This window comes from Filibacter tadaridae (assembly GCF_900609045.1).
Taxonomy (GTDB): domain Bacteria; phylum Bacillota; class Bacilli; order Bacillales_A; family Planococcaceae; genus Sporosarcina; species Sporosarcina tadaridae.
Map to the genome: position 1 here is coordinate 49,292 of NZ_UXAV01000020.1, position 25,887 is coordinate 75,178.

Below are 25,887 nucleotides of genomic sequence, written 5' to 3' on the forward strand. Positions count from 1 at the left end.
CAGTTTCCCTATTTGCCATGACAGTTCTTGGATTTGTCCTTACAGTTCTCCATTCGCCATGACAGTTCACAGCATTGTCCATACAACTCCAAAAACCCCGGCAATAAAAATTTCGATTCTTGATGGGTGTCAATGTCTGTTTTATGAAATTGGCGTACGCTAGAGGTGGAGGTGCTGATATGAAGCGTTTCATTATATTTGCACTCATACTTATTCTTACAGGATGCGGAAAAGATGACCCACTCCCGATTTTACCGGATCCCACACCTGATCAGGTCATACAATCAGTTGAAGAAGGTCTTTCACTTGAATTACTTGAGGATTCCTACGAAGGACCCCCCTCTGAAATAACAACCATTATTCGTAATGATAGTTCAATTGATTTCAGTTACGGCGAGTTTTACACGATTGAAGTTAGCGTTGATGGACAATGGTATATGATGACGTATTCGGATGCGGTATTTTTGAGAAATCAGCGTTTTAAGGATACGGGGCATTTATTGTTAGCGGGGGGCAAGGCGCGACAGACTTTTTCCATAGAAGCGCTTGGCTTAAAGCTTTTACCAGGTGAATATCGGCTTGTAAAATCATTTTCAACGCATGTTGACCCGTTCTATGAAGTTTCAGTAGCGGCGACATTTTCGGTGAAGTGATAGGCGTAAAGTTACTTTATTAATCAATAAAAAAGCCCGCAAATGTATGCGGACCTTTTCCAATTAGTGTTTCATTTCACTTCGCTGCTTCCGATGTATGCGGCGGGCAGGAGCTGTTTCAAATAGTGACTTTTCCACTTCGGTTTCCGGGAAAATGCCTGGTATTGGCGTTGGCTTGTTGTTTGCATCCATCGCAACCATCGTTAAGAATGATTCTGTAGTCAGTTTTGATTCGCCTGTAAGCAAATTCATGGAGTGGACTGAAACGAACACTTCCATTGAAGAACGACCGGTTGAGCTGACGATGGCTTCAAGTTCTAATACATCCCCGACACGTGCAGATGAAACGAAATCCACCGAATCGATTGACGCTGTGACGACTGCTGTATGCGCATGTTTCATTGCCGTAATTGCAGCAATTTCATCTATGTACGACAACACATGCCCTCCGAAAATCGTCTGCAAGTGATTCGTGTCCGGTGGTAGTACAAGTTTAGTTTGAATGGTACGGGATTGGCCCATCGGCTGTTTTGCCGTCATTTGTCTAACCTCTTTCTATTAGTAGCATCTTTAGCTAGTATACCCATTTTCGCACGGGATACTAAACTACGCATTCATTTAATAAAAAGAAGTTATATTCAAATAACGGTTAAGACAACCGGATGCCAACTTTTTCATTCTATTAACCTTCCACTGTACCATAACGTCTGACCGCGCAAAGTTCGCTTTCCAAGCTCGAACCTGCCAACTTCAACAGTTCAATCGACTTGCCTGTGGAAGGTGAATGAAGGATCAGCCCGTTTCCATAATAAAACCCGACGTGCCGGACATTGCCTTGTCCTTCATCATTTGCAAAGAAGAGTAAATCGCCTTTTTCCCATTGCTCAACATTACCCATAAGGATTTCCACTCCACCTCTCGCCTGATCACCCGCGTCCCGCGGTATAGAATGTCCGCAAGCCTTTAGCATGTTATACGTGAAGCCGGAACAATCATATCCATAAGAGGACATGCCTCCCCAAAAGTAAGGCAGATCAAGAAATGTGAGCCCTTTATCAACGGCTACAAGGGGGGGTGATTTCGCAAACTGGTGGATGGACGGTGCCCGAACTGCATCACTGTTCAATAACAATGCATAGCCATCCGGCGTGCAAACACGTAAATAATCACCTTCTTCTCCGACGTATGGCAGCAACGTATTCATAGGGACCACAACAAGTGGCGTGCCATCTGTATGCAGCAGTTGTGCTTTTCCTACCGTCACCTTTGCGAACCCTTGTGCATCAATCGGTTGTGCTTCCTTTAACTGTGCAAGTGGTACCCATCCCGGATAGCCTCGTTCATCCTTTTTCGATGGTTGCCAGACGGCGATGACTTTCGCCCAATCGCCTTGCACGCCTTCAAGAATTACCGGTTCACCGTACAGCAATTGTGTCTGGATACGATTGCCGTCACATAGGTCTAAGCGTTGTTCATAAGGTAACTTCTCAAGCCAGTCGTTCAATCGGACGGGATTTATCAATCCTAACTCATCAATAGCACGGGCAGATTCAGGCGATGTCCACACCGAAGCGACTGAAACCGAACAATACCATGTATTCAACGTTGTCTCCATCTTCATCTCACTCCACTCCTTTTCCGGGAGGTCTCATCCATTTCCCTAGCACTGCAACTTATATAGATGCTTCATTCATTCTACGCCTGGTAAAATTGTTAATGTCTTGTTATCTGCATCCAATTTTGCACTAACGCCCAGCGGAATTGCAAAATGCGGCTGACAATGGCCTATTTTAAAACCTTTTAGGACTGGTACACCAAGATCACTTAAATAATGGTCGAATACTTCGTCCAATGACAATGTCTCTTTTTTCCTTTTGGGTTCTGTTTTGGAAAAGTCACCGACGATAATTCCCGCTACATCATTCAATTTCCCAGTCAATCGCAATTGATTCAAAAGGCCATCCACTCGGTACGCTTCTTCACCAACGTCTTCCAGTAAAAGGATCTTCCCTTTCGTATCCACTTCGAAACGTGTTCCGATTCCACTTGCTAGCAGTGATAAATTCCCTCCGACGAGCTCACCTTGCGCAACGCCGCCGGTAATCGTTTCAAGTGGTGAAATGTCTTCTGTGTAATGTAGTTCCATCGGCTGAAACAACTGTTGAAACATTTTAGCGGACAATTCATGGAACGAGTCCTTCCCGACGCATGATGCAAGCATTGGACCATGAAACGTCACCAGGTTCGAGTATCGTCCGATTGCAGTATGGAGAAATGTAATATCGCTGAATCCCCAAAAGATTTTCGGATTTTCATTCATCAGCTGCAAATCTATTTTATCTGTAAAACGGGCGGACCCATATCCGCCACCTGCACAAATGATTCCTTTGACGTTCGGATTTGCAAACATGTCTTCCAAGTCTTCCAAACGTTCTTCATCTGTTCCGGCTAAATAGCCATGAGCCGTTTTGACATGCTTGCCGAATTGCCATTTCAGTCCGAGTTCCTCAAGAAAAGCCAATGACTTCTGAAGATTTTCCTGATTGGGTGGACTAGAAGGCGCAATGATCCCAATCGTATCCCCTTGTTGCAAGCGCTGTGGTCGTATTTTCATAATTACTAACTCCCTTTCCCGAGATTATGTCGGTGCCTAACACGGACATAGTCTCTTTCACTAAATAGTACCTCAAATAATTTTGAAAAACCGCCATCTAGTTTCCCAGATGGCGGTTTTTAGTAAATCGTTATTATTCAGATACACCCATTTCATACAACCATAGGTCTGAACCTGGATCGATTGAGTAGTTAACAATGCGCTTGTTAACAGCAGTTAGAGCATAACGGTATACAGTCGGAGCAACCGGTACCTCTTCAACCATAAGTTCTTGCCATTGATTGTAGATATCTTTACGGTATTCAGTATCAAATGCTTTTTCAGATGTTCCAGCTTCTAGAAGCTCGTCGTTCTTTTCGCTCGTAAAACGAGGGTAGTTGAACGCAGCTGTTCTTCCGTATAGGCCTTCAGGATCTGGATCTGAACCAGTTCCCCATGCGCCTTGGTAGATATCAACTCTTTTATCATCCTTTTTCAACAAATCGTAGAAAGCGTTAAATTCGTGTAGGCGACCGTCCAATAATTGAACTTTAATGCCGACGTCAGCCCAGTTTTGCATGTAGAATTTTGCGATTGGTTCAGCTGTTTCTCCGCCTTCCATTGACGCGAAGTTAAGAACGAATTCTTCACCCTTGTCATTTTCACGGAAGCCGTCACCGTCAACATCGATATATCCAGCTTCGTCAAGAAGCGCTTTCGCTTTTTCAGGATCATATGGACGTCCTTCATTGCTTGAATCATGGAAGCCTTCAAATACAGGGATGATCAATGTTGTAGCTGGGAAACGAAGACCGTGGTAAAGTTCTTTACCGATTGTTTCGTTATCCATTGCGTGCCACATTGCTTGGCGAACAAGTTTATTGGCCATTTTTTTAGTTGGATCCATAACATTTTCTTCTTTCTCAGCATCCCATTCACCAAGATTGAAACCGATATATGTGTATGCAAGATCCACTTTTGCAAGAAGTTCTACATTTTCAATTGTTTTTGCATTCAAGTATTGGTCAGCTGGAATATCAGCATAGTCAATTTCACCTTTTTTAAGTGCTTCTAGTGCAGTTGCAGAGCTTACTACTTTTAAAACGATTGATTTAAGAGCAGGTTTCCCTCTCCAGTAATCTTCGTATCTTTCATAAAGTACAGATTCACCAGGAACGATTTTTGCAACTTTGTAAGGTCCAAAACCGATTGGATTTACACGAATCTTATCAGATGCCATTAATTCTTCCATTGTTAGTTCACCGGTCATCACATCGCCGACATGGTGACGTGGTGTAGGTGTTGACCAAAACCCGGAAAGAATAGATGGTGTTGCTTCTGTGAATGTGAATTCAATTGTTTTGTCATCGATTACATTGATTCCAGAAATTTTGTCCGTTTTTCCTGCGTGGTAATCAGGCATACCTACGACATTTTCTTTCATGAAGTCATAACGTTCACCGACATAATCCGGATGTCCTAGAAGCTCATAAGAGTAAAGTAAATCGGATGCTTTTACAGGCTCCCCGTCATGCCAATTGACATTGTCTTTGATCATCACTTTAATTTTCTTGTTATCATCAGAAATTTCGTACGTTGCAGCACCTTCATTTGTGATTAAATAGTCTCCATCAGCAGCTAGCAAGTCTTCAGTGAAGAACTGCATTACTTCAGCGTCAGGTGCGCCGGAGTAGAATACTGTGCTCAATGTACCTTCGAACGGAGAATCAGAAACCAGTCCGTACGTTAGTTCACCATCTTCTATTGCTGCTTCTTTGTTTGAAACGTCAAGAGGGAAATCAAGGGCCTCTTCTTCAGCAGGTTCATCCTTCGTTGTCTCTTCGGTTCCTTTGTCATCCCCATCTTTACTTGCTGCTTTGTCGCCTTCTTCGCTCTTTTCTTTTCCCGTACACGCCGCTAGAAAAACGCTAAGTGCGAGCATAAGACCGACGAGTAGCAATAGTTGCTTCTTTGCCAATTGTATTACCTCCCCTGTTTTTTTTACGCCAATCTTTGTCTTGCGTCAGACGCACGTTTAACCGCTTGCCCAACGTAATTTATACACAGCATCATTACTAGAATCAGTAATGCTGCAGGTAACCATACCCACCACTTATTTTGCACAATATCCGGATTTCTCGCGAAACTAATGAGTGTTCCTAGAGATGGCGTACTCGCCGGAAGACCGAAACCAAGAAATGTTAAACCAGTCTCCAACCCAATATTTCCTGCAAGTGTAAGTGTCATATTCACAATGACGATGGAACTGAGGTTGGGAAACATTTCAAAAAACATGATTTTCCAACTAGGCGTTCCTAACGTCTTGGAAGCATTGATATAATCTAGCTCCCTTTCTGCCAACCCTTTAGATCGTATAAGCCTTGCCTTACCAAACCATGCGAACGCACTCATGATTAAGATGAAACTGAAGATCGTATAATTTGGAACAATAGTTACAAAAACAATGATGAACATCAATGCTGGTAGGACCATTAGGAAGTCGATAATACGCATAATGATGTTATCGACAACACCACCATAAAAGCCGGAAATAAGACCAACAGTCAAGCCGAACAATCCAGCAATCAATGTTACACAAATACCAATTGTGAATGAGTTTCTAGTTCCCAGCATCAGCTGACCAAATACGTCCCGTCCAGCGTCATCCGTACCCATCCAGTTCTCAGCGGAAGGCGCGTTCCAGTTTTTCAGGAAGTTGACTCGCGTAAGCGCTTCTGCGTCGATGAAAAGGGGCGATGAATAGGCGGTCGCCAAGATGATGAAAAGAACAACAAGTGATCCCAATGCCATCTTATCATGCTTTATCTCACGCCAAACCGTCTTCATAAACGACGGGTTATTCAGCTTTTCCTGCGCCACTAATTCTTTCGTATTCAATGTAACTGTATCTTTCATTCGTTTTCCCCTCCTCTTCTTTCATTTCCATCAATCAATTCGAATACGCGGATCGACAATACTTAGGATGATATCTGAAAGCATTGTCCCAACAACTACAGCTGTGCCTGAAATCATGACAAGAGCCGTAACGACCGTAAAGTCACGCGTACCGATGGACTGTATGAAAAGTTGTCCGAGTCCTGGATAACTGAAGATTGATTCAATAAAGATAGAGCCGCCAATTAGACCAGTAATTTCAAGACCAAGGAATGCCGCAATCGGTAACAAAGAGTTACGCAAAATATGGCGTGTGTATACTTTGCCTTCGGGTACCCCCTTGGAGCGGGCGGTCTTGACGAAGTCTTTCAATTTCGTATCGATAATATCGTTCCGCAGATATTGTATTGTACCAAACGTTGCTAGCAATGCCCCTGACATAACAGGCAGGAATAGGTGCTTCGCTTTGTCAACAAAGTATTCCCATGTACCTGTCTCAATCCTTATGTCAACACTTCCTCCACTAGGGAACCATCCAAGTATAAAACTGAATAGGAAAAGCATGAGTAATGCAAATACGAAAAGTGGTGTCGCAAACGCAAAGTAGTTGTATGTAACAATTATTTTATCTGCCCAAGTATCTGTCCACCTTCCCGCTATAATTCCAAGCGGGATTGAGATTATATAGGTGACAATCATTGTAACCGCGGCCAACAGTAGTGTATTGGCTACCCTACTCTCAAGTAGATGAGTCACCGGTTGCTTATGCACAAATGACATACCGAAGTCACCCTGTACCGCTTTTCCAATCCAATGCCCGTATTGCACGTACCAAGGGTCATTCAGGCCGAAACTTTCCCGTATTTTCTCCATTTGTTCCGGCGTTGCATTTGGATTTGACACGAATGCACCCGTAACCGCATCACCCGGCATCGCCTTTGCCAAAACAAAGATGATTAAGCTGAGCAGAATAAGTTGGGGGATCATGATTAACATTCTTCTTATGATGAACTTCAGCATCTTTTCATAATCCTCCTTTACTGCACTGCAACGGAATGTGTTTCAGAAACACTCTTTAAGTCAAACATCCGTCCGTCCTTATCAAAATAGCTATCATAGTCTGTTCTGTATTCTTCATTAATGGCTTGGCGAAGATGCATTTTCTCAAATCGCTTCTCCGGGTTCATTTCCGGAATAGCCGCAATTAGTCTTTTCGTGTATAGATGTTGCGGATTATTGTATACATCGGCAGCTGTTCCCTCTTCAACAAAACGACCTTTGTACATAATACCGATTCGATCACATAAATGTTTGATAACACCTAGATCATGTGAAATAAAAAGATAGGTAAGATTAAATTCCTTTTGAATTTCTTGCATGAAATTCAATACTTGCGCTTGTACCGATACGTCAAGTGCAGATACGGGTTCATCGGCAATGATTAGCTTCGGATTTAACATAAGTGCTCGTGCAATCCCGATACGTTGCCTTTGTCCGCCTGAGAATTGGTGTGGGTACTTATAAATCGACTCGGGATTTAACCCAACACGATCAACAAGTGCTTGAACTCGTTTCAACTCTTCACCGGGCGACATACGCTCGAAATTGCGAAGTGGTTCCGCGATGATATTCAAGACGTTTTTCCGTGAATTCAATGACGAATACGGATCTTGAAAAATCATCTGAATATCTTTTACATGTTTCCGTCTTTCCGATCGACTTTGTTTTGCAAGGTCTGTTCCTTCAAAAAGAACTTCTCCGCCCGTGATAGTATTCAGCCCAATAATCCCACGCCCCGTTGTAGTCTTGCCACAGCCCGATTCACCTACAAGGCCGTATGTTTCGCCAGGTTCCAATTCGAAACTTATGCCATCCACAGCTTTAATGTGATCGACTACTGTGCGGAAAAAGCCGCCCCGTATCGGAAAGTGAATTTTCATATCATTAACTTTTAGTAGTGACATAACTCTCATCTCCTACTTTCTCTTCCGGGAAGTGGAAGTTTTTATAGCATGTGCAGCGAACGAAATGACCTGGTTCTACTTCATGTAGAGTCGGGCTTTCCTCATGCTCATGTTCCGGCACCCATGCAACACGCGGTGCAAACCGGCAACCTGTACGATCAAGTTTTTGGATGGACGGAACTATTCCTTCAATCACGTGTAATGCTTTTTTATCTTCCATATTCGATGGGATTGAGTTAAGTAGAGAACGGGTATAGGGATGTAATGGATTCATAAATAACTCACGTACTTCCGCAATTTCCACTACTTCACCTGCATACATGACCGCTACACGATCGGCCATTTCAGCAACAACACCAAGATCATGTGTAATCAGGATGATGCCTGATTTTATTTGGTTTTGAAGTTCTTTCATAAGATCCATTATCTGTGCTTGGATTGTAACGTCTAAAGCAGTTGTCGGTTCATCCGCAATAAGTAATACCGGATCACACGCAAGTGCAATGGCAATGACGACACGTTGTCTCATACCACCTGACAGTTCATGTGGATATTGACTATAGATGCGTTGTTCGTTCTTGATACCAACGCGTCGAAGAAGTTCAAGTGTACGTTTCTTCTTTGCGGCCGATGATAGTTTCATATGGTAATCCATTGGTTCCTCAATTTGTCTTCCAATTGTCGCCAATGGGTTAAGCGCCGTCATTGGGTCCTGGAAAATCATTCCGAGGTCTTTCCCACGAATTTTATTTAGTTTAGAAGCAGAGAGTGACAAAAGATTTTGACTTTTGAAGTTAACTTGACCTTCGAGTTTTGTCGTTTTTAGATTGTGCAGCCCCATAATGGATAATGCAAGGGCACTTTTTCCGCAACCCGACTCTCCTACAATGGCAACAACTTCATTCTCATGGACAGTTAAGGACACATCATCTACTGCGGCGTAATAATTACCTTTGATGTTGAATGATGTGCGCAGATTCTTTATTTCTAGTACTGGGTTTGCCAAGAAATTTACCTCCTTGCTAGACTATAAAACGATTAGTAAATTTTCAGATATCGGATCGCTTGTCTTAATATACTACACAATTAAATGGGTGGCAATACTATTTTTTCAGAATACCAAATGCATTCAATGTTTCATATATGACAATCACATTACAAACAGTGGTATGAAAGCGTTTTCATGGACTTGTTTTATTTGGAGATGCCGGTATTTTTCTTAGAAAATAGTAAAAAAAGATTCCTTCCAAAGTACGGAGGGAATCCTTTTTTATTTGTAATCTATCACACCAAAGCGTAATGTCATCCAGGCTTCAAAAGAGGTCAAATTTTCGTTTTCATAGTAATCATTTTCAGTTCCGTCATTTCTTCCACAGCATATTTTACACCTTCACGACCATAGCCACTCATTTTCACACCGCCATATGGCATATGATCGACCCGGAAAGTGGGAATGTCGTTTATGATGATTGCACCTGCCTGTATGTCGTCTGCCGCTTTCATCGCATCCATCAAGTTGGCTGTATAAATACCTGCATTCAGGCCGTATTTCGAGTCGTTCACCATGGTGATTCCTTCTTCCAGTGACGTATAAGGAATAATCGTGACGATTGGTGCAAACACCTCTGCACAGACGACATTCATGTCTGGCGAAACATTCGTCAAGACAGCTGGTTCAAGCCCATTTCCAACAATTTGTCCACCCGTTTGCACGACTGCACCTTGATTTTCCGCATCCTTAATCCATCCAATAACACGCTGTAATTCATCAACGTGAATCATCGGACCAATATCCGTTGTCTCTTCGAAGGGATCACCCATCCTCAATTTCTTCGTTTGTTCGATAAAGAGCTTCGTAAATTCGTCCAGGATTGACGCATGCACGTAAATCCGTTGAAGTGAGATACAAACTTGACCAGCGAATCCAAATGCGCCTTCCACACAACGGCTGACGATTTTTTCAAGTGGTATGCCCGGTTCGATAAGAAGTGCCGCATTCGATCCAAGCTCTAGTGTTAATTTGCGTAAGCCGACCTTCTCTTTTATGGATAGCCCGACCGGTACACTTCCTGTAAACGTCACTTTTTTCACTGCTGGATGGGTGATGAGTCCGTCACTTAACTCTGCTCCACTACCTGTCACAATTTGGAGGGCACCGTCCGGTAAACCTGCTTCCTTGAATAACTCTGCCATAACTAATGCACTAAGAGGTGTTTGGGTAGCTGGTTTTAAGACAACAGTATTGCCTGCCGCAAATGCGGGTCCTAACTTATGTGCGATTAGATTAAAGGGAAAGTTGAAAGGTGTTATGGCTGCAACGACTCCAAGTGGTTCACGCTTCGTCCATCCGATTCGATCGGTAATGCCTGGTGCTGCATCCATTGGAATTGTTTCCCCGCTAATTCGTTTAGCTTCTTCCGCCGTAAATTGGTATGTCGCGATTGTCCTGTCAATTTCCGATCGGCTTGTCCTGATTGGTTTTCCTGCTTCGTCGGCCATAATGAGGGCAAGTTCTTCTTTCCGTTCCCGCATGAGATTGACAACTCTGTATAACATCTCCGCACGATCGTAGGCTGTCCATTTCTTGAAGGTTTGGAATGCTTTTTCTGCTCCGTCGATTGCCTGTTTCACTTCGGTTGGTGTTGCTTTTGCTATTTGTGCAATAACTTCTCCGGAGTATGGTGATTTTAAATCGTATGATGATGCGGTATCTTGCCACTTTCCATTTAGCCATAGCATTGTTTTCTTCATTTCCAAACCCCTCCCAATTTTTATATATACTTATTTACCATTTACCCTATGCTAAAGGATATCCATTGAATTCGCTTCGGTGCTTGGGGATGCCTCCCGCAATAAGCCAGACAGAAGTTCACTGTCAGTCTTATTGCTTCGGCTACCCCCTTCAGGCACCTTTGCTAGTTTGTATCACATACCTGGTAACTAGACACCGGTTGCAATCAGGTATTCGATGAGTTCGAGGCTGAGGATGCCGCCATTGCTGCGATTGTTGCTGCCATCACGGCTTGCTGCGCTTGTAAAATTAGCTCCACTGATGTGGCCAGGCTGATACTTGCTTGTTCTGCATTCTCTGTCAGTTCATGCATAACATATCCAATTCCAATGGATAGCGCCATCTCTCGATTCCATTTGAATGGCTTCGTCTGTTCCAACGCATGCGTCAATTCGATAATATCCGTCAATTCCGTATCTTTCACGTCGAAGACAGTCAGAAATCCGATTATCGGATAATGAACAGAACGCACCTTTGTTTCCTTCTTGAAGTGGGCAAGGATTTCCGCTGCCCGAGACACAAGGAATGGATTGAATTGGATATGTATATATGTCAATACTTGCGACAACCACTGTAATTCATTTCCTGAACGGAATCCGGCATCTCGAAGAGCATCATAATAAGTACGCATGGACAGCGCATGTTCAACTGGCTCTTCGCCTTTTTTTCCAAGAAGGACGGCGTATGCATAATCATCATCGGAAGTCAGGAAAAAATGTTGTTTTTTCATGGCATCATATAGCTTTTTCGCTTGTCTAGCTTCAATTTCATAGGAATCCGGGTTATCCGATACAAGAAGCGCAGCTAAGTACGAATGGATTGTATTTCGGAAACCAACTTCTTTTAGTACCTGTTGTTTAGCGAATAGACGATTGACCTCTTCTTCGATATTCGACCCGGGTTTATCAAGAAACGCTGCCATCATTGGAAGGAGATTACCCCGCAATGGTGAAAACCAACTCGCTTTACTCTTCAGTGCATCAATCGCCCGATTCAAACTTTCGGCAACAAACTCCCGCTCGGATGTGACGTAATACGAAGTAATCGTCAGCACAACATTTTTGTCGACCGTCCATCCTGCTAACGACTTCACTTTTTCATATGTTGACTCGACCTCTTGGCTGATAACAGTTGCCTTCATGTCCGAACACCCCTTTCTTATATGTACGATTCATAGCAGGGAAAGTTTCAAAAGTCTTGGCGAATAAAGCGAAGATTGCTATGCTTTATTGAAATGATTAAAGAATCGAGTGATAGACTATGTCCGAATTTGAAACCATCCAACAGACGACTTCTTTCCAGTCCAAAAAGACAGTAATAAACCAACTCCACAATTTGGGGATAAAAGCAGGTGACAATCTCATCGTCCATTCTTCGCTCAAATCGATGGGCTGGATTGCGGGTGGTGCCCAGGCAGTCGTCGAAGCCCTAATGGAAGCAGTAACAACCGAGGGAACAATTGTGATGCCTGCTCAGTCCCCCGATAATTCAGAGCCCTCTTACTGGATGGTTCCGCCGGTTCCAGAAGATTGGTATGAACCGATCCGCCAATCATTTCCTGCGTATGACCCGCATCTCACACATTTACGTGAAATGGGCAAGATTGCGGATTGCTTCCATCGTCACCCCAGTACAATCCGAAGCAACCATCCAGCGCATTCCTTCATGGCTTGGGGTAAACATGCAAAAGACTGGATGAGCGAGCACCCATTGGAAGATTCGTTTGGCACGCGTTCCCCACTTGGGAAGATGATGGACACGGATGTGAAGATTGTCATGATCGGCGTAGGTTATGATTCTTGCACAGCCCTTCATTTGGCTGAATACCTCGCCCCGGGGTTAACAACTTCCCCGCAAGGCTCTGCTATCATGCAAAACGGTCAACGAGTTTGGGCTACGTATGACATGGCGGATGTAGATTCGGATATCTTCCCTGAGATTGGGATGGACTTTGAAAAATCCAACCCAACAGCCGCTACCTGCAATCCTATTGGACAAGCTGATTGTAAAGTCGTTTCCATGCAAGATCTTCTTGTATTCGGTACGGAATGGATTGAGAAGAGTCGAAAAGAAAGTTTGTTAGAATCCAAGTGAAATGGCTACCAGCAAAGATCTAGGCAACCCGCAATCCCGTATGAAAATGCCTTTCCCCATGTTTTATCGACATGGGAAAAGGCATTTTCTTATCTAACCTATGCATTGACAAGGGCTTTTACTCCAGCCAAATCTTGTCGATGAAATGCATCTACAATCGCGCTTCCAACGATGACACCGTCCGCCAACCCGCCAATTGCACGTACCTGTTCAGGTGTCGATATGCCAAATCCTGCAAGCACCGGTACGGGACTTACCGCCTTTAAGTGTTCAAAATGAAGGGCAAGATTATCTTCGAATTCATTCCTAACACCTGTAATGCCATTGACTGTTACCGCGTAAATGAACCCCTCGCCAGTAGCCGTGATTTTTTGAATACGTTCGTTCGGACTAGTTAATGACACAAGTGGAACGAGCGCGATACCCGATCCGTCTAGTGCACTCCGCAATAACCCGCTTTCTTCTAACGGTAAATCGGGGATGATTAAACCGCCTAGCCCAATACGACGGCAGTCCTCGACGAACTCACCGATGCCATAGCGTAAAACCGGATTCAAATAAGTCATGATGATAAGGGGGATCCTTATTTCATTTCCAATAGCAGTAAGCTCTTCCACCACCGAGCGAAGCGTCACCCCATGTGCTAACGCTCGTTCCCCTGCTTGTTGAATAACGGGGCCATCCGCCACTGGATCGGAGAATGGAATACCGATTTCGATTGCCGTCACGCCGGCTTCTTGGAGAAATAATAAGTTATCCTTTAGCGTGTGAAGTCCGTCGTCGCCTGCCATTATATAAGGGATAAATGCTTTCTCACCTCTTCCAATGCATGCATTGATTGCTTTTGTCAGCATCATTTCAGTCATTTTACGCTACCTCCTAGTGCGTCCCGCACAGTTTGGACATCTTTATCGCCCCGCCCTGAAAGACAAATAACGAGGATTTCATCTTTTGCCATGTCTTCTGCCAACTTGACTGCATAACTAACTGCATGAGCACTTTCAAGGGCAGGGATGATTCCTTCTTTTTCTGCTAATAACTGAAGGCCTTCTAGGGCACCTTTATCTGTTACGGATGTATACTTTACCCGACCAATATCGTGCAGATGGCAATGTTCCGGTCCAGCTGCTGGATAGTCAAGCCCTGCTGAAATGGAATGTGCCTCCTGTATCATTCCGTCGTCATCTTGCAGGATATACATATATGCCCCGTGAAGGACACCCTCCTTTCCATCCGCAATCGCCGCCGCATGAAGACCCGTTTCGATTCCGCTGCCCGCCGCCTCAACGCCGTACAATGCGACTTCTTCATCTTCTAAAAACGGATGGAACATACCGATTGCGTTGCTACCACCACCAATGCATGCAACAATCGCATTCGGCAAACACCCTTCTTTTTCAAGTATTTGCCGTCTCGTTTCCACACCGATAACGCGTTGGAAATCACGTACAATCCGCGGGAATGGATGGGGACCAAGTGCAGAGCCCAAAATATAATGTGTATCCTCCACATTCGACACCCAGTAGCGCAATGCTTCATTGACTGCGTCTTTCAGTGTCCCTGCCCCTTTTTCGACTGAAACGACTTTCGCTCCAAGCAATTCCATTCGAAAGACATTCAATTCTTGCCTACGAATGTCTTCTGCACCCATAAAGACGACGCATTCGAGATCGAACAATGCACATACTGTCGCCGTTGCAACACCGTGTTGACCGGCGCCGGTTTCTGCAACAATCTTCTTTTTGCCCATCCGCATTGCAAGTAATGCTTGTCCGATGGTGTTATTGATTTTGTGGGCGCCGGTATGATTCAAATCTTCCCGCTTCAAGTAAATCTTGGCCCCACCCGCTTCTTTTGTAAGCCTTTCTGCAAAATAGAGCGGATTTTCACGTCCTACAAAGTCCTTCAAATAGTAGTTCATGTCATCGATGAAGGACGGATCTACAATCGCTTCATCGTACGCAGTCTCCAATTCAATAAGTGCCTGCATTAATGTTTCCGGTACAAACTGTCCACCAAACTTACCGTATCGACCTACTTGCTCTGTTCGTTCCACACTCGCTGATTTCACCATTACTCATCTCTCCTCGTCTTTGACTGCGCGCACAAATGCGCGGATCAACTGCATATCTTTTTCTCCATTTCTCTCTACTCCACTTGAAACGTCCACCATATAAGGCTTCACTTGACGTATCGCTTCACCGACATTATCCGCGTTTAGACCACCTGCAAGAATCCGCTTATCCAGAGGGATTGTCACATCCTGAACCAACCGCCAATCGAATCGTTCACCGCTGCCGCCTTTATAGTCTTTCCCTGGTGTGTCAAATAGAAAATAATCCACGTCAAATCGTTTTGCCGACCCGACATCCTCACTACGTTGAATTGCTAATGCTTTAATAGAAGGAAGTCCAATTTTCTTAATGAATTCCGGTGCTTCATCACCATGGTATTGGACGTAATCGAGCGGTACTTCATGAAAAGTGCGCTCGATTTCTTCACTGGATTCGTCAACGAAAATGCCCACCTTTAGGACGCTTGAAGGGATACTCTGTGCAAGCTCCTTCGCTTTTTCAACCGTTATACGACGTTTGCTTGGTGCGAAAACGAATCCGATTGCATCCGCTCCTACTTCGACAGCAACTTTCACATGTTCCATTTCCATCAACCCACATATTTTCACTTTCGTCATCGGGCAGTTCCCGTCAAATCAAGTTGTAGCGACCGCATCGTGTTTCGCACATTTCCGCTAGTCATAAGTGACTCCCCTACAAGGACTGCTTTCGCCCCTGCATTTGCCACTCGTAATGCATCTTCGCGATTCACAATGCCACTTTCGCTAATGAGTACACGTTTTTCATCAAACGGAAAAATAGAGGCAATTTCCTCTGTCCTCGCGATATCCACTTCAAAAGTGCGAAGGTCACGATTGTTTACGCCGATTATGTTCGCACCTACCGCAAAGGCCCGATCGAGCTCCTCGTTATCATGAACTTCCACCAACACTTCAAGGCCCAATTGCACCGCATATGTGTATAATTTCATCAGTTCCACTTCACTGAGCGCCGCCACAATGAGAAGGATTACAGAGGCACCTGCCTGTTTTGCACGATCGATTTGTACTGGGTGGATGATAAAGTCCTTACACAAAATCGGTACAGGCACCACTTTTGCAACAGCCGCCAAGTCGTCAAATGAACCCTTGAAAAACGGTGTATCCGTCAGAACCGAAATGCACGTTGCACCTGCGTCAACATACTGGAGCGCTTGTTCAATCGGGTTCACCCCTTCGGCAATAGGCCCTTTCGAAGGCGAAGCGCGTTTCATCTCAGCGATAATGCACAATTGGTCCGCCTTGTATAATGCGTCGAATAATAAAGGACGGGAAATGGCCGTTCCTTGTATGATTTCTCCAGCAGAAAGCAGGCGATCTACTTCATGCCGTTTCGTTTCCAATATGTCATCCAGAATCGTCATCTTGCCACCGCCTCCTGACCAATTTTCCCACTGAATGCAACAACTGCATTCAATTTCTCGAGTGCTTTGCCTGACAAAATACTTTCTATTGCACGTTTAACGCCTTCTTGAATCGTTGCCGTTTGCCCATTTGCAAATAATCCGATACCCGCATTGAATACGACAGTATCGAAGTGCGGGCCCCGTTCCCCGTTTAGCACAGCCCGAATAATTGCCGCGTTTTCCAATGCATTCCCACCCCTGATTGAAGAAGGTTGTGCAGGTGTAAGTCCCACATCATCGGCCGTTAACGAAAACGGAATGAGATCCCCCTTGTCAAGTAAAACAAACGCATTTTGTCCCGCTAAAGAGGCTTCATCCATCCCACCGGTTCCTGAAACGACAATTGCCCGCTCTCTACCGAGCAGCTGAAGAACAGATGCATATTCCATAATGAAATCGGGACGATTGATACCTGTAAACTGTGTTTTCAAGGCAACGGGATTCGTCAACGGACCCACAAGATTGAAAATAGTCGGTTTCCCGATTTGCTGTCGCACTGCGTTGATTCGCTTTATTTTCGGATGTACATTCGGTGCATACAGGAAAGTAATTCCTTCCTGACGAAGCAACTCTGCCGTCTCTTGTGCTGTAAGGTCGGAACGGATGCCCAATGCTTCCAAGACATCATGACTACCGGCCTTGCTAGAAATTTTTCGGTTGCCGTGTTTTGCTACAATCACACCCGCACCCGCCAATACAAACGCCGATGTAGTGCTAATATTAAAGCTGTTGGAACCATCGCCGCCCGTACCACAGTTATCCATATAATCTCCAAATGGTATGTTCAAGTCGATTGCAAAAGATTTCATGACAGACGCAAGTGCAGCGACTTCACAGGCCGTCTCTCCCTTTTCCGATAACGCAAGTAAGAAATCCCTAATATCCTGTTCTTCCGTTTGATCATTGAACAGTAGTGTTGCTGCATCCGTCATTTCCTCAGTCGTCAAATGCCTACCATTTACTACTATGCTAATATACCTTTCCATCCTCATCTCTCCTCTTCTCTTCTCTTCTCTTCTCTTCTCTTCACATCTTCACGCTTTACTCAACTATTTCCAGTAATGACCGTGCTTTATTGACCGTCTCCATGTATTCGCTAGTCGGATCGGAATCACGAACAATCCCCGCTCCCGCCTGCACATAAGCCTTACCTTTTTTTAATAGCATCGTTCTAATGGTCAACGCAAAATCAATAGAGCCATTGAGCCCGATATAGCCGATTGCCCCACCATAAATGCCGCGTTGCATTTTTTCCAGCTCATCAATCAATTCCATCGCCCGCCTTTTCGGCGAACCTGATACTGTTCCCGCGGGCAGACAGGTTTTCAGCGCATCCAACGCGTGCAAGCCTTGCGCCAATGTCCCTTCTACCTCCGACACAAGATGCATGACGTGTTCATAACGGACTGTTTCCATATAGTTTGAAACGCTTATGGAACCCGGATTGCAAATAGAAGTCATTTCCTTTTTACTTAATGCAACCAACATATCGTGTTCCAATCGTTCTTTCGGGTCCGCACGCAATTGTCGTTCAAGCTCCATATCTTCCGTCCCATTGATTCCCCGTCTCCGCGTCCCTGCAATCGGGTTCGTCATCACTTTGCCATTCGTCACACCTACGAGGCTTTCTGGTGACGTACCAATTACAGTATGGTCATCGAATTCCATATAGTACATATACGGAGATGGATTTTGCTTTCTCAGTTTACGGTAGACTGAAAATGGATTCCCTTTGAAATCGGCTTCCAATCTTCTAGAGAGTACAATCTGTTCAACTTCTTCATTTCCGATATATGTTTTTGCTTTATATACCATTTCCTCAAATGTTTGTTGTGTCACGGAACTTTCATAAGCAGACATTGTGAAATCCGATTCTTCCTCAAGCGAACCAGTCAGTATCCGTTCTGCCAATGCATCCAGATCAGGCGTTTCATGTTCCGGATTAATCGCAGTATGCAACAATGTCACTTCATTCAATAAATGATCGAAAATGACGACCGTATCATAGATATTGAAGTAGGCATCCGGTAATCCAAGACCATCAGCCAGATCCTTTCCCTCTTCCCTGGTTGCCCCGTACCCGACATAGCCGACTGCACCGCCAATGAACGGAAAATCCATTACATCCGCGATACGCGGCATCAACCTTTTTAAAAGTGTAAACAATTCACCTTCATGCACGTATTTCTTTCCAGAACCATATATATATTCCTCAATTTGTCCATTTCCCCCGCGATAGGATTTCAACGGATCCATACCCATGAATGAATAGCGCCCCGAACCTTCCTTCTGTGATGAACTTTCCAACAAAAAACGTTGCTTACCTTGCATTCTTCGGAATATCACTATTGGTGTCAGACAATCCCCATCCACCTTTTTCATCGTCGTCCGTAAACCTATTTGCTCTGTATGCATCTCAAATCTCCTCGTCTCGGCTATTTTTGGGTATAAAAAAAGCCCTCTGCAAAAGGACAGATAAGTCCGATTGCAGAGGACGGGTTTAACCGCGTTGCCACCTCTAATTGAAGCGTTTCCGCTTCCTCTTGGCGCACCTATCGAATAGGTACACCCCATAACGTGGGGTTAAGCGTCCTAGTTACCGAATTCATTACGAATATCGTTAAACAGGCTCTCATAAGTCCATTCACACCAACCGCAAATCAGTTTCCACCACCCACTGACTCTCTGTAATCGCATATCGGTGCTACTTCTCTTATTCAATAATTTCTCAGCTATGCTCTTCTACTCTCAGCTCGTCTGCTCCGTGGGCGGTACCGCTATCGGTACCTCCTGCCCGTCTCTCGAACAAAAAAGTTACTCTTATCTTAATACGAAGAAAAGTGTTTGTCAACCTCTTCAGTCATTTCAGTTATTTCAAGTTGTTCCATTCGTCAGCAGCAGGCAGTTAAAATAAGGAAACGAGCAGCACGGAACCCCACACTTTTGAACATTCCCGGCCAAAGCGCTACAATGGAAATAAGAAATTTACCAGAAAAGGTGACCTCAATGCGGATCAATAAATATTTAAGTGAGGCGGGAATCGTTTCTCGCCGTGGCGCAGATAAGTGGATTGAAGATGGACGTGTAAAGATAAATGGCCAACTAGCCAAGTTAGGCAGTAAAGTGGAAGATGGCGACGAAGTATATGTAGACGGAAAACCCATAAAAACGGAACAACAACTTGTCTATATCGCTCTCAATAAACCTGTCGGCATCACAAGCACGACTGAGCGCCATATTGAAGGCAACGTTGTCGACTTCGTAAACCATCCCCTCCGTATTTTTCATATCGGACGACTCGACAAAGATTCCGACGGATTGCTTCTTTTGACGAATGACGGAGATATTGTCAATGAAATCTTGCGTGAAGAACATGGTCATGAAAAGGAATACATTGTAATAGTTGACCGTCCAATCACGAAATCATTTATAGACAATATGGAATCAGGCGTCGATATTCTTGGTACAACAACAAAGCCATGTAAAGTGAAGCAACTAGGCCCTCGCAAATTCAATCTTACGTTGACACAAGGGTTGAACCGCCAAATCCGTCGCATGTGTTCTGCACTTGGCTATACTGTACAAAGATTGCAACGTACACGGATTTTGAATATCCATCTTGATAACCTCCCAATCGGGAAATGGCGTGATTTAACTGAGGATGAATTGCAAGGGTTGTTCAACATGCTCAGCTATGGACCGAAACGCTGATTTTAAAAAAGCTGTTCCACACGGGGATTCCCAGTTGTGGAACAGCTTTTATCATTACTTAACAGGAGGTACTGTCTGCTAATTAAACATCTACCATTTCTAAAAACTGTCTAGTTCGTTCGTTTTCCGAATGGTTAAAAAAGATCTCAGGTTTTGCGTCTTCTATAATACGGCCCTCGTCAAGCATGATGATGCGATCCGCTACTTCTTTTGCGAACTTCATCTCATGAGTAACGACGACCATTGTCATGCCTTCATTTGCCAGGTCCTGCATGACTTGGAGCACTTCCCCGACAAGTTCAGGGTCGAGTGCGGATGTCGGTTCATCGAATAGAAGCGCTTTTGGTTCCATCGCGAGTGCCCGTGCAATGGCGACGCGTTGCTTTTGTCCACCTGATAATTTACCCGGATAGACGTCGGCTTTATCGGATAGACCGACTTTCTCCAGTATGGCATATGCTTCTTTTTCTGCTTGTTTCTTATTTATCTTCTTGACAATAATTGGAGCTTCAGCAACGTTCTCAAGCACCGTCTTATGCGGAAATAAGTTAAAGTGCTGGAACACCATACCGACTTCTGCACGTACTTTTGATAAATCATCTTTTTTGTGATTTACTTTCCGTCCGTCGACTGTAATCTCACCTTCATCCAACATTTCGAGGAAGTTCATACAGCGAAGGAGTGTACTTTTCCCTGACCCACTTACACCGATTAGCACGACGACCTCGCCGGCTTCTACGTCTATGTCGATTCCTTTTAGCACCTCAAGGTCATCGAAGGATTTGTGAATGTTTTTTCCTGTCAGCATCTATTCCCCTCCTCATTATTTGTCGACATTCAATTTGTTTTCGTACCATTTCAGTAGGCCGGAGAAGATAAGTACGAGTACAAGATAGTACAAACCGACAACTAAAAATGTTTCAAATGACTGGAATGATGCCGCCGCTTCCCGATTCGCCAGGCCGAATAGTTCCGAAACCCCTATGACGTAAACGAGAGATGAGTCTTTCAGTGTAATGATGAACTGATTCCCAAGTGGCGGGATTGCACGACGAAGTGCCTGCGGAAAGATGATTCGACGCATCGCTTGCCGACGATTCATGCCAACTGCTAGACTTGCTTCCTGCTGTCCGCGATCGATCCCCTGTATGGCACCGCGGAAAATTTCCGCTATATACGCACCGTTGTGGATACCTAACGCAATTGCACCTGCCCAGAAATTTGAAAGGACGATAATGGATGTGATTCCGTAATAAAGAAACATGATTTGAACAATAAGAGGCGTTCCCCGAATCAACGTAATATATAAGTTTGCAATTGTTTGCAGTATTTTGGATTGTGATATTTTCATCAAAGCGAACATGACACCAAATAATGTACCAATCACGATGGCGACTGCTGTCAGTTCCAATGTGATGAGTGCTGCTTTTAAAAAACCTTCGTACGTACGCATGAATACTTCAAAAAGTGTTATGAATATATCAGGCATCGACATTCCCTCTTCCTGTCGTTCTTTTTGCTATATAACTCATTCCAGTAATTCGACACCTTCCAAATCAAGATCTAGCAAATTCCGATTAAACCACTTTTGTGAAATCTCATCGTACGTACCATCTTCAATTATTTCTTTAAGCGCTTTATCAATTTCTTTTCGTAATGCATCATTTTCGGGACGAACAGCGATGGATGGTTGCTCTACCCATAGTGGTTTGCCTATTCCTTTAATTGCAAAATCGTTATCGATTGCTTCAAGACCAACGATATCTGCTGTAATGACTGCATCTAGACGGTCTGCAACGGTTAAATCTTTGAGCGCAACAACGTCACTGCTGTAATACTGAATATTATCTGAAACTGTTTTTGCGGGTTCTTCATAAGTCGATTGTGCGACGACACCTATTTTTTTACCTTTTAAATCATCCACTGATTTAATCTCTGTATTGTTTTCAGAAACAAAGATCATGCCGCCTGAGTAGTAATAAGGCTCAGTGAAGTTTGCATGTTTTGCGCGTTCTTTGGTGTATGCCATTGAACCGATAATTGCATCGTATTTTTCCCCAATAAGTCCTTGCATGATTGTTTCAAATGGATTGGTCACCGGATTCGGCTTCAAGCCCATTTTTTCTGCTATCGCATTTCCGATTTCAATATCAAACCCAGTCAATTTACCATCTTCTTCAAAGTTAAATGGTTTATAAAGCCCACTCGCTGCGAATGTTAGGCTCCCTTCGTTCACAAGGTCATAACTTCCATCGTCTTTCTTTTCCTTGGACGTGTCTTTGTCTTCCCCGCACGCTGCCAGTAAAACGATTGATGCCGCGAGCAACAAAAATAATGATTTCAACTTTCTCATTCTTAACAATCTCCCCTTTTTCTTTTCTATTTTTTTCTTACTCTATACACCTACCCCATCGTAACACTATTAAACCCGAATAATCAAAAAAGATTAATAAATTTGCTTTATATCGAAATTTAGACTTCCCTTGAAGTCAACTTCCAGTCCAATTTTCAGTGGCCTTCGCTTAAACTAAAAAACAGCCCTACACCTGTGAATTCCGGTGTAGAGCTATATTTTCAGTTGGCAATATACGTTGCAATTTCATCCAAAACTTCTGTTGTATTTTTCGCTAAATAATTATTGACGATAATCGAAAATGTAAACTGTTCACCATCTTTTGCAGTGGCGTATCCCGACAATGCCATGACTCCATTTAATAGCCCCGTTTTTGCCTGTACATTACCTTCCGCCGCGGTTCCTTTCATGCGGTTGCGCAACGTTCCACCGACAAACCGGTCGTCGGCTCCCGCTACTGGAAGCGACTCCATAAAGACGGGATACCACGGTTTCGACTGCACAGTATAAAGTAGCTTCGATATTTCATTCGCTGTGACAAGGTTTTTGTGCGACATACCTGAGCCGTCACGCAGCAATAATGTTTTCGTGTCAATTCCCATATCGGCTAATGTAGTTTCCATGACGGCCAGTCCTTTACCCCAACTACCCTCTCCGCCGATAACCCGGCCCATCTCTTTAACGAGGATTTCGGCATGTCCATTATTGCTCAACTTCATGAACGGAATAAACAAATCACTTAGCGGCATGGATTGTTTCGTTGTTAAGCGTGTTGCATTTTTAGGAACTTTTTTACGTTCGATTTTCGGTATTGTTGAAAATCGGATACCTTGTTTATCAATCTCCTTTTTGAACAAGTGAACCGTGTAATTCGTAGGCTCCCAGACAGATCTCCATGTACGCGTTTGCTTTGACCTCACTGGGATGGTTCCCGAAACAACAAGGGTATTTGAGCCATGTTGCCGTTCGACCTGAATATTTTTCTGACCACCTTTTGCAACTGTTTTTGTATTGTTAATGATTTTCATATAGCTATTCGTGGGCACCATCGATATATTGGCAGGCTGATTCGTTTTCGGAGCCGGGTACACTTCAACGATAACAGTCCCCGCGTCATAATCATTATTCGGTGAAAATGTCAGTGCCGATACTTGTGTTCCCGTGTAAAACGACTCGTCGGACCAGTTCAAGTCCTGTGAAAGCCTAACGTTGTCATACCAAGTGTCGTCTCCGTATAGATTACCATTGATGGTTTTAATGCCGTTCTTCTTTAAAAGTGAAGCGAAAGCTTTCAAATCTTCACCTATTAATGTTGGATCTCCTTGCCCGCGCAAATAGAGATCACCGTGTAGGACACCGTTTTCAATTTTGCCATTCGTCAATAATTCCGTTTTGAACGTATAATCAGGGCCAAGTTTTTCGAGCGCCGATGCCCCCGTCAGTAATTTCATGACAGAAGCCGGGTGAACCCGTGTATCACCAAGATTGGCGTAGACTACTTCTCCTGTTGAGACCTGACGGATGCTTACACTAGTTGTTGCACCTTGCAGTCGCGGATCCTTCAGGATTTCATCGATATGATTGAATCGGTTTGTTTCCTTTATTTTAGTGACCTGTACAGTGGGGGGATCCGGTGGCTTGGCAACTTCATCGGTTTCTTTATTTCCAATTATACTTACACTTCCAATTACTATCAGCAGCATAATTAATGCGCATGCAACAAGCACTTTCCATTTCTTCAGTTTTTTCAACGATGCCTCGCCTCCGCCGTTTTCATTTCAAAAGTTGTTTCTGAATGTACAATTTGGGGAATTAATGTTTTAGAGTATTTTACTATAAAGGGGTGAATGCAAACGATGACCGTTCAGAATACAAGCGAGCTTGCGAGCGCCCTTATACGGGTATTAAAAGAGGGAAAACAAGATACGTTCCATGACATTATAAAGGATCTGCAACCCTTTGATGTCGCTGTTCAATTTAAGGAATTACCCGTCAAACACCGTCCTTTATTTCTTGAATTCCTAACAATAAAGGAACTAACGGAGTTGTTACGCCATTTAAACCAAGACGAACAGCTGCATGTCCTCCGCGTGATTGGCCCTGAACGTTCAACAGCAATATTGGGTATGATGAAAAACAATGACCTTGCATTTCTGTTGACAGGTTTGCCAAAAGCGCAAGTGGATGAACTAATCGCTGAAATGAAACAAGAAGAAATGGATAATATCGTATCCATAATGAATTATCCGCCGAAGACGGCAGGCAGAGCAATGACGAAACGTTATATTTGGATCCATTCGTCGTATACCGTCGATCGTGCAGTAAGCAAGTTGAAGCATTTTGCAAATCTAGCGACGTATTTAAATTATTTGTACGTAATTGATGATGAAAAAAAGCTGATCGGTGTTGTTTCCTACCGGGATTTATTGCTAGCTGAACCACATGCCCTCATTGTAGATATTATGTCTTGTAACTTAATTACAGCAGATGTGCTCATGAAACAAGAACAGGTAGCCAAGCTAATCGCACATTATGATTATGTATCAATACCGGTTGTCGATGAAACTACGATTCTTGTCGGCATCATCACAGTCGATAACGTGCTTGACATTGTTGTTCGCGAAGCGAATGAAGATATTGAAATGCTTCTTGCATCTGGCAAAGCGATTGATTTTAAAACGAAGCCGCTAGTTGCTGCTAAAAAACGTTTGCCTTGGCTTATTCTATTGCTTTTCATCGGTCTAATTTCTGGAAGCATTATTTCCCGCTTCGAAGCAACGCTTGAGCAAGTTGTCGCACTTGCCTTTTTCATGCCGATGATTGCAGGGATGACGGGTAATACGGGAACACAATCACTTGCCGTCGTTGTCCGCGGTCTTGTGACAGAAGATCTCAGCTTTAAAAAATCGTTGAAGCTACTAGTACGGGAACTTATTGTAGGTATACTGATTGGTGTGACATGTGCTATCCTCATCGCCGTTATTGCTTATGTGTGGCAAGGCAGTTTCGTTCTCGGAATCGTCGTCGGTTCTTCCCTTCTTGCAACGCTCATTATCGGAACGATTGCAGGAACGATAATACCGCTTGTCCTACACAAATTCAATGTGGATCCAGCGGTCGCATCGGGACCACTTATTACAACAATCAATGACATTTTATCGCTACTCATTTATTTCGAAATCGCAACTATGTTCATCTCAAAATTAATGTAAAGAAATGCAACCGAGCCACTGGGCGCAGGATCTATAATAGAATGAACAGGAGTTGCCTCGATTCGTCCACGAACGACTGGATGAAGACGTTGCAACTCCTTT

Annotated in this window: 24 protein-coding genes and 1 other annotated feature; of the genes, 4 read left to right on the forward strand and 20 right to left on the reverse strand. The window is 43.9% G+C overall.

The window, feature by feature from the left end:
• The first annotated feature begins 179 nt into the window (after positions 1–179).
• Positions 180–653: an immunoglobulin-like domain-containing protein gene (locus tag FILTAD_RS03185; RefSeq protein WP_124069065.1), complete on the forward strand. Its 474-nt coding sequence runs from the start codon at positions 180–182 to the stop codon at positions 651–653.
• 63 nt (positions 654–716) lie between these two features.
• On the opposite strand, the gene FILTAD_RS03190 is transcribed toward FILTAD_RS03185, so the two are convergent.
• From FILTAD_RS03190 to FILTAD_RS03235, 10 genes are all read right to left on the reverse strand, one after another.
• On the reverse strand, positions 717–1,193 hold the full coding sequence (locus FILTAD_RS03190; RefSeq protein ID WP_124069066.1) for an acyl-CoA thioesterase: 477 nt from the start codon (positions 1,191–1,193) through the stop codon (positions 717–719).
• Between the two features lie 142 nt (positions 1,194–1,335).
• Positions 1,336–2,274, reverse strand: coding sequence for a C40 family peptidase (locus FILTAD_RS03195; RefSeq protein ID WP_238988130.1), 939 nt, complete (start codon positions 2,272–2,274; stop codon positions 1,336–1,338).
• A 69-nt stretch (positions 2,275–2,343) separates the two neighbouring features.
• Positions 2,344–3,267: a S66 peptidase family protein gene (locus FILTAD_RS03200; protein ID WP_124069067.1), complete on the reverse strand. Its 924-nt coding sequence runs from the start codon at positions 3,265–3,267 to the stop codon at positions 2,344–2,346.
• A gap of 133 nt (positions 3,268–3,400) precedes the next feature.
• Positions 3,401–5,224 carry an oligopeptide ABC transporter substrate-binding protein gene (opp4A, locus tag FILTAD_RS03205; protein WP_415579325.1) on the reverse strand — a complete coding sequence of 608 codons (1,824 nt, stop codon included), beginning with the start codon at positions 5,222–5,224 and terminating at the stop codon, positions 3,401–3,403.
• Positions 5,225–5,247: 23 nt separating this feature from the next.
• Positions 5,248–6,162, reverse strand: a complete 915-nt coding sequence (locus FILTAD_RS03210; protein WP_124069068.1) for an ABC transporter permease — start codon at positions 6,160–6,162, stop codon at positions 5,248–5,250.
• Between the two features lie 30 nt (positions 6,163–6,192).
• Complete coding sequence (opp4B, locus tag FILTAD_RS03215; RefSeq protein ID WP_124069069.1) at positions 6,193–7,161, reverse strand: oligopeptide ABC transporter permease; 969 nt, start codon at positions 7,159–7,161, stop codon at positions 6,193–6,195.
• 17 nt (positions 7,162–7,178) lie between these two features.
• Complete coding sequence (locus FILTAD_RS03220; RefSeq protein WP_124069070.1) at positions 7,179–8,105, reverse strand: ABC transporter ATP-binding protein; 927 nt, start codon at positions 8,103–8,105, stop codon at positions 7,179–7,181.
• Positions 8,086–9,111, reverse strand: coding sequence for an ABC transporter ATP-binding protein (locus tag FILTAD_RS03225; protein ID WP_124069071.1), 1,026 nt, complete (start codon positions 9,109–9,111; stop codon positions 8,086–8,088). The genes FILTAD_RS03220 and FILTAD_RS03225 overlap by 20 nt, the downstream gene beginning before the upstream one ends.
• Positions 9,112–9,428: 317 nt before the next feature.
• Positions 9,429–10,856 carry an aldehyde dehydrogenase family protein gene (locus tag FILTAD_RS03230; protein WP_124069072.1) on the reverse strand — a complete coding sequence of 476 codons (1,428 nt, stop codon included), beginning with the start codon at positions 10,854–10,856 and terminating at the stop codon, positions 9,429–9,431.
• Between the two features lie 206 nt (positions 10,857–11,062).
• Complete coding sequence (locus FILTAD_RS03235; protein WP_124069073.1) at positions 11,063–12,037, reverse strand: DUF4003 family protein; 975 nt, start codon at positions 12,035–12,037, stop codon at positions 11,063–11,065.
• A 119-nt stretch (positions 12,038–12,156) separates the two neighbouring features.
• Between FILTAD_RS03235 and FILTAD_RS03240 the strand changes: the two genes are divergently transcribed.
• Complete coding sequence (locus FILTAD_RS03240; RefSeq protein ID WP_124069074.1) at positions 12,157–12,990, forward strand: AAC(3) family N-acetyltransferase; 834 nt, start codon at positions 12,157–12,159, stop codon at positions 12,988–12,990.
• Positions 12,991–13,088: 98 nt separating this feature from the next.
• Here the strand turns inward: FILTAD_RS03240 and trpA are convergent, their stop codons facing one another.
• Genes trpA through FILTAD_RS03270 form a run of 6 tightly spaced genes read right to left on the reverse strand, consistent with a single transcriptional unit; the run spans position 13,089 to position 18,924 of the window.
• Positions 13,089–13,856 carry a tryptophan synthase subunit alpha gene (trpA, locus tag FILTAD_RS03245; protein WP_124069075.1) on the reverse strand — a complete coding sequence of 256 codons (768 nt, stop codon included), beginning with the start codon at positions 13,854–13,856 and terminating at the stop codon, positions 13,089–13,091.
• Complete coding sequence (gene trpB / locus FILTAD_RS03250; RefSeq protein ID WP_124069076.1) at positions 13,853–15,064, reverse strand: tryptophan synthase subunit beta; 1,212 nt, start codon at positions 15,062–15,064, stop codon at positions 13,853–13,855. The genes trpA and trpB overlap by 4 nt, the downstream gene beginning before the upstream one ends.
• Positions 15,065–15,067: 3 nt before the next feature.
• The gene (locus FILTAD_RS03255) at positions 15,068–15,682 is read right to left on the reverse strand and encodes a phosphoribosylanthranilate isomerase (protein WP_124069077.1); all 615 of its coding nucleotides are present in this window, start codon (positions 15,680–15,682) and stop codon (positions 15,068–15,070) included.
• A complete protein-coding gene (gene trpC / locus FILTAD_RS03260) occupies positions 15,679–16,467 on the reverse strand; it encodes an indole-3-glycerol phosphate synthase TrpC (RefSeq protein ID WP_124069078.1) in 789 nt (262 codons plus the stop codon). The genes FILTAD_RS03255 and trpC overlap by 4 nt, the downstream gene beginning before the upstream one ends.
• Complete coding sequence (trpD, locus tag FILTAD_RS03265) at positions 16,464–17,495, reverse strand: anthranilate phosphoribosyltransferase (RefSeq protein ID WP_124069079.1); 1,032 nt, start codon at positions 17,493–17,495, stop codon at positions 16,464–16,466. The genes trpC and trpD overlap by 4 nt, the downstream gene beginning before the upstream one ends.
• 55 nt (positions 17,496–17,550) lie before the next feature.
• Complete coding sequence (locus FILTAD_RS03270; protein WP_124069080.1) at positions 17,551–18,924, reverse strand: anthranilate synthase component I family protein; 1,374 nt, start codon at positions 18,922–18,924, stop codon at positions 17,551–17,553.
• A 72-nt stretch (positions 18,925–18,996) separates the two neighbouring features.
• Positions 18,997–19,239: a binding site (T-box leader), on the reverse strand.
• A gap of 276 nt (positions 19,240–19,515) precedes the next feature.
• Here FILTAD_RS03270 and rluF point away from each other — a divergent pair.
• Entirely contained in the window at positions 19,516–20,220 is a 705-nt protein-coding gene (gene rluF, locus FILTAD_RS03275; RefSeq protein ID WP_124069081.1) for a 23S rRNA pseudouridine(2604) synthase RluF, read from the forward strand.
• A gap of 82 nt (positions 20,221–20,302) precedes the next feature.
• On the opposite strand, the gene FILTAD_RS03280 is transcribed toward rluF, so the two are convergent.
• From FILTAD_RS03280 to dacB, 4 genes are all read right to left on the reverse strand, one after another.
• Complete coding sequence (locus tag FILTAD_RS03280; RefSeq protein WP_124069082.1) at positions 20,303–21,028, reverse strand: amino acid ABC transporter ATP-binding protein; 726 nt, start codon at positions 21,026–21,028, stop codon at positions 20,303–20,305.
• A gap of 15 nt (positions 21,029–21,043) precedes the next feature.
• Positions 21,044–21,709, reverse strand: a complete 666-nt coding sequence (locus FILTAD_RS03285) for an amino acid ABC transporter permease (protein ID WP_124069083.1) — start codon at positions 21,707–21,709, stop codon at positions 21,044–21,046.
• A gap of 39 nt (positions 21,710–21,748) precedes the next feature.
• Positions 21,749–22,573, reverse strand: coding sequence for a transporter substrate-binding domain-containing protein (locus FILTAD_RS03290; protein WP_124069084.1), 825 nt, complete (start codon positions 22,571–22,573; stop codon positions 21,749–21,751).
• Between the two features lie 221 nt (positions 22,574–22,794).
• Positions 22,795–24,324, reverse strand: coding sequence for a D-alanyl-D-alanine carboxypeptidase/D-alanyl-D-alanine endopeptidase (dacB, locus tag FILTAD_RS03295; RefSeq protein ID WP_124069085.1), 1,530 nt, complete (start codon positions 24,322–24,324; stop codon positions 22,795–22,797).
• A 105-nt stretch (positions 24,325–24,429) separates the two neighbouring features.
• Between dacB and mgtE the strand changes: the two genes are divergently transcribed.
• The gene (gene mgtE / locus FILTAD_RS03300; protein WP_124069086.1) at positions 24,430–25,785 is read left to right on the forward strand and encodes a magnesium transporter; all 1,356 of its coding nucleotides are present in this window, start codon (positions 24,430–24,432) and stop codon (positions 25,783–25,785) included.
• Positions 25,786–25,887 lie beyond the last annotated feature (102 nt).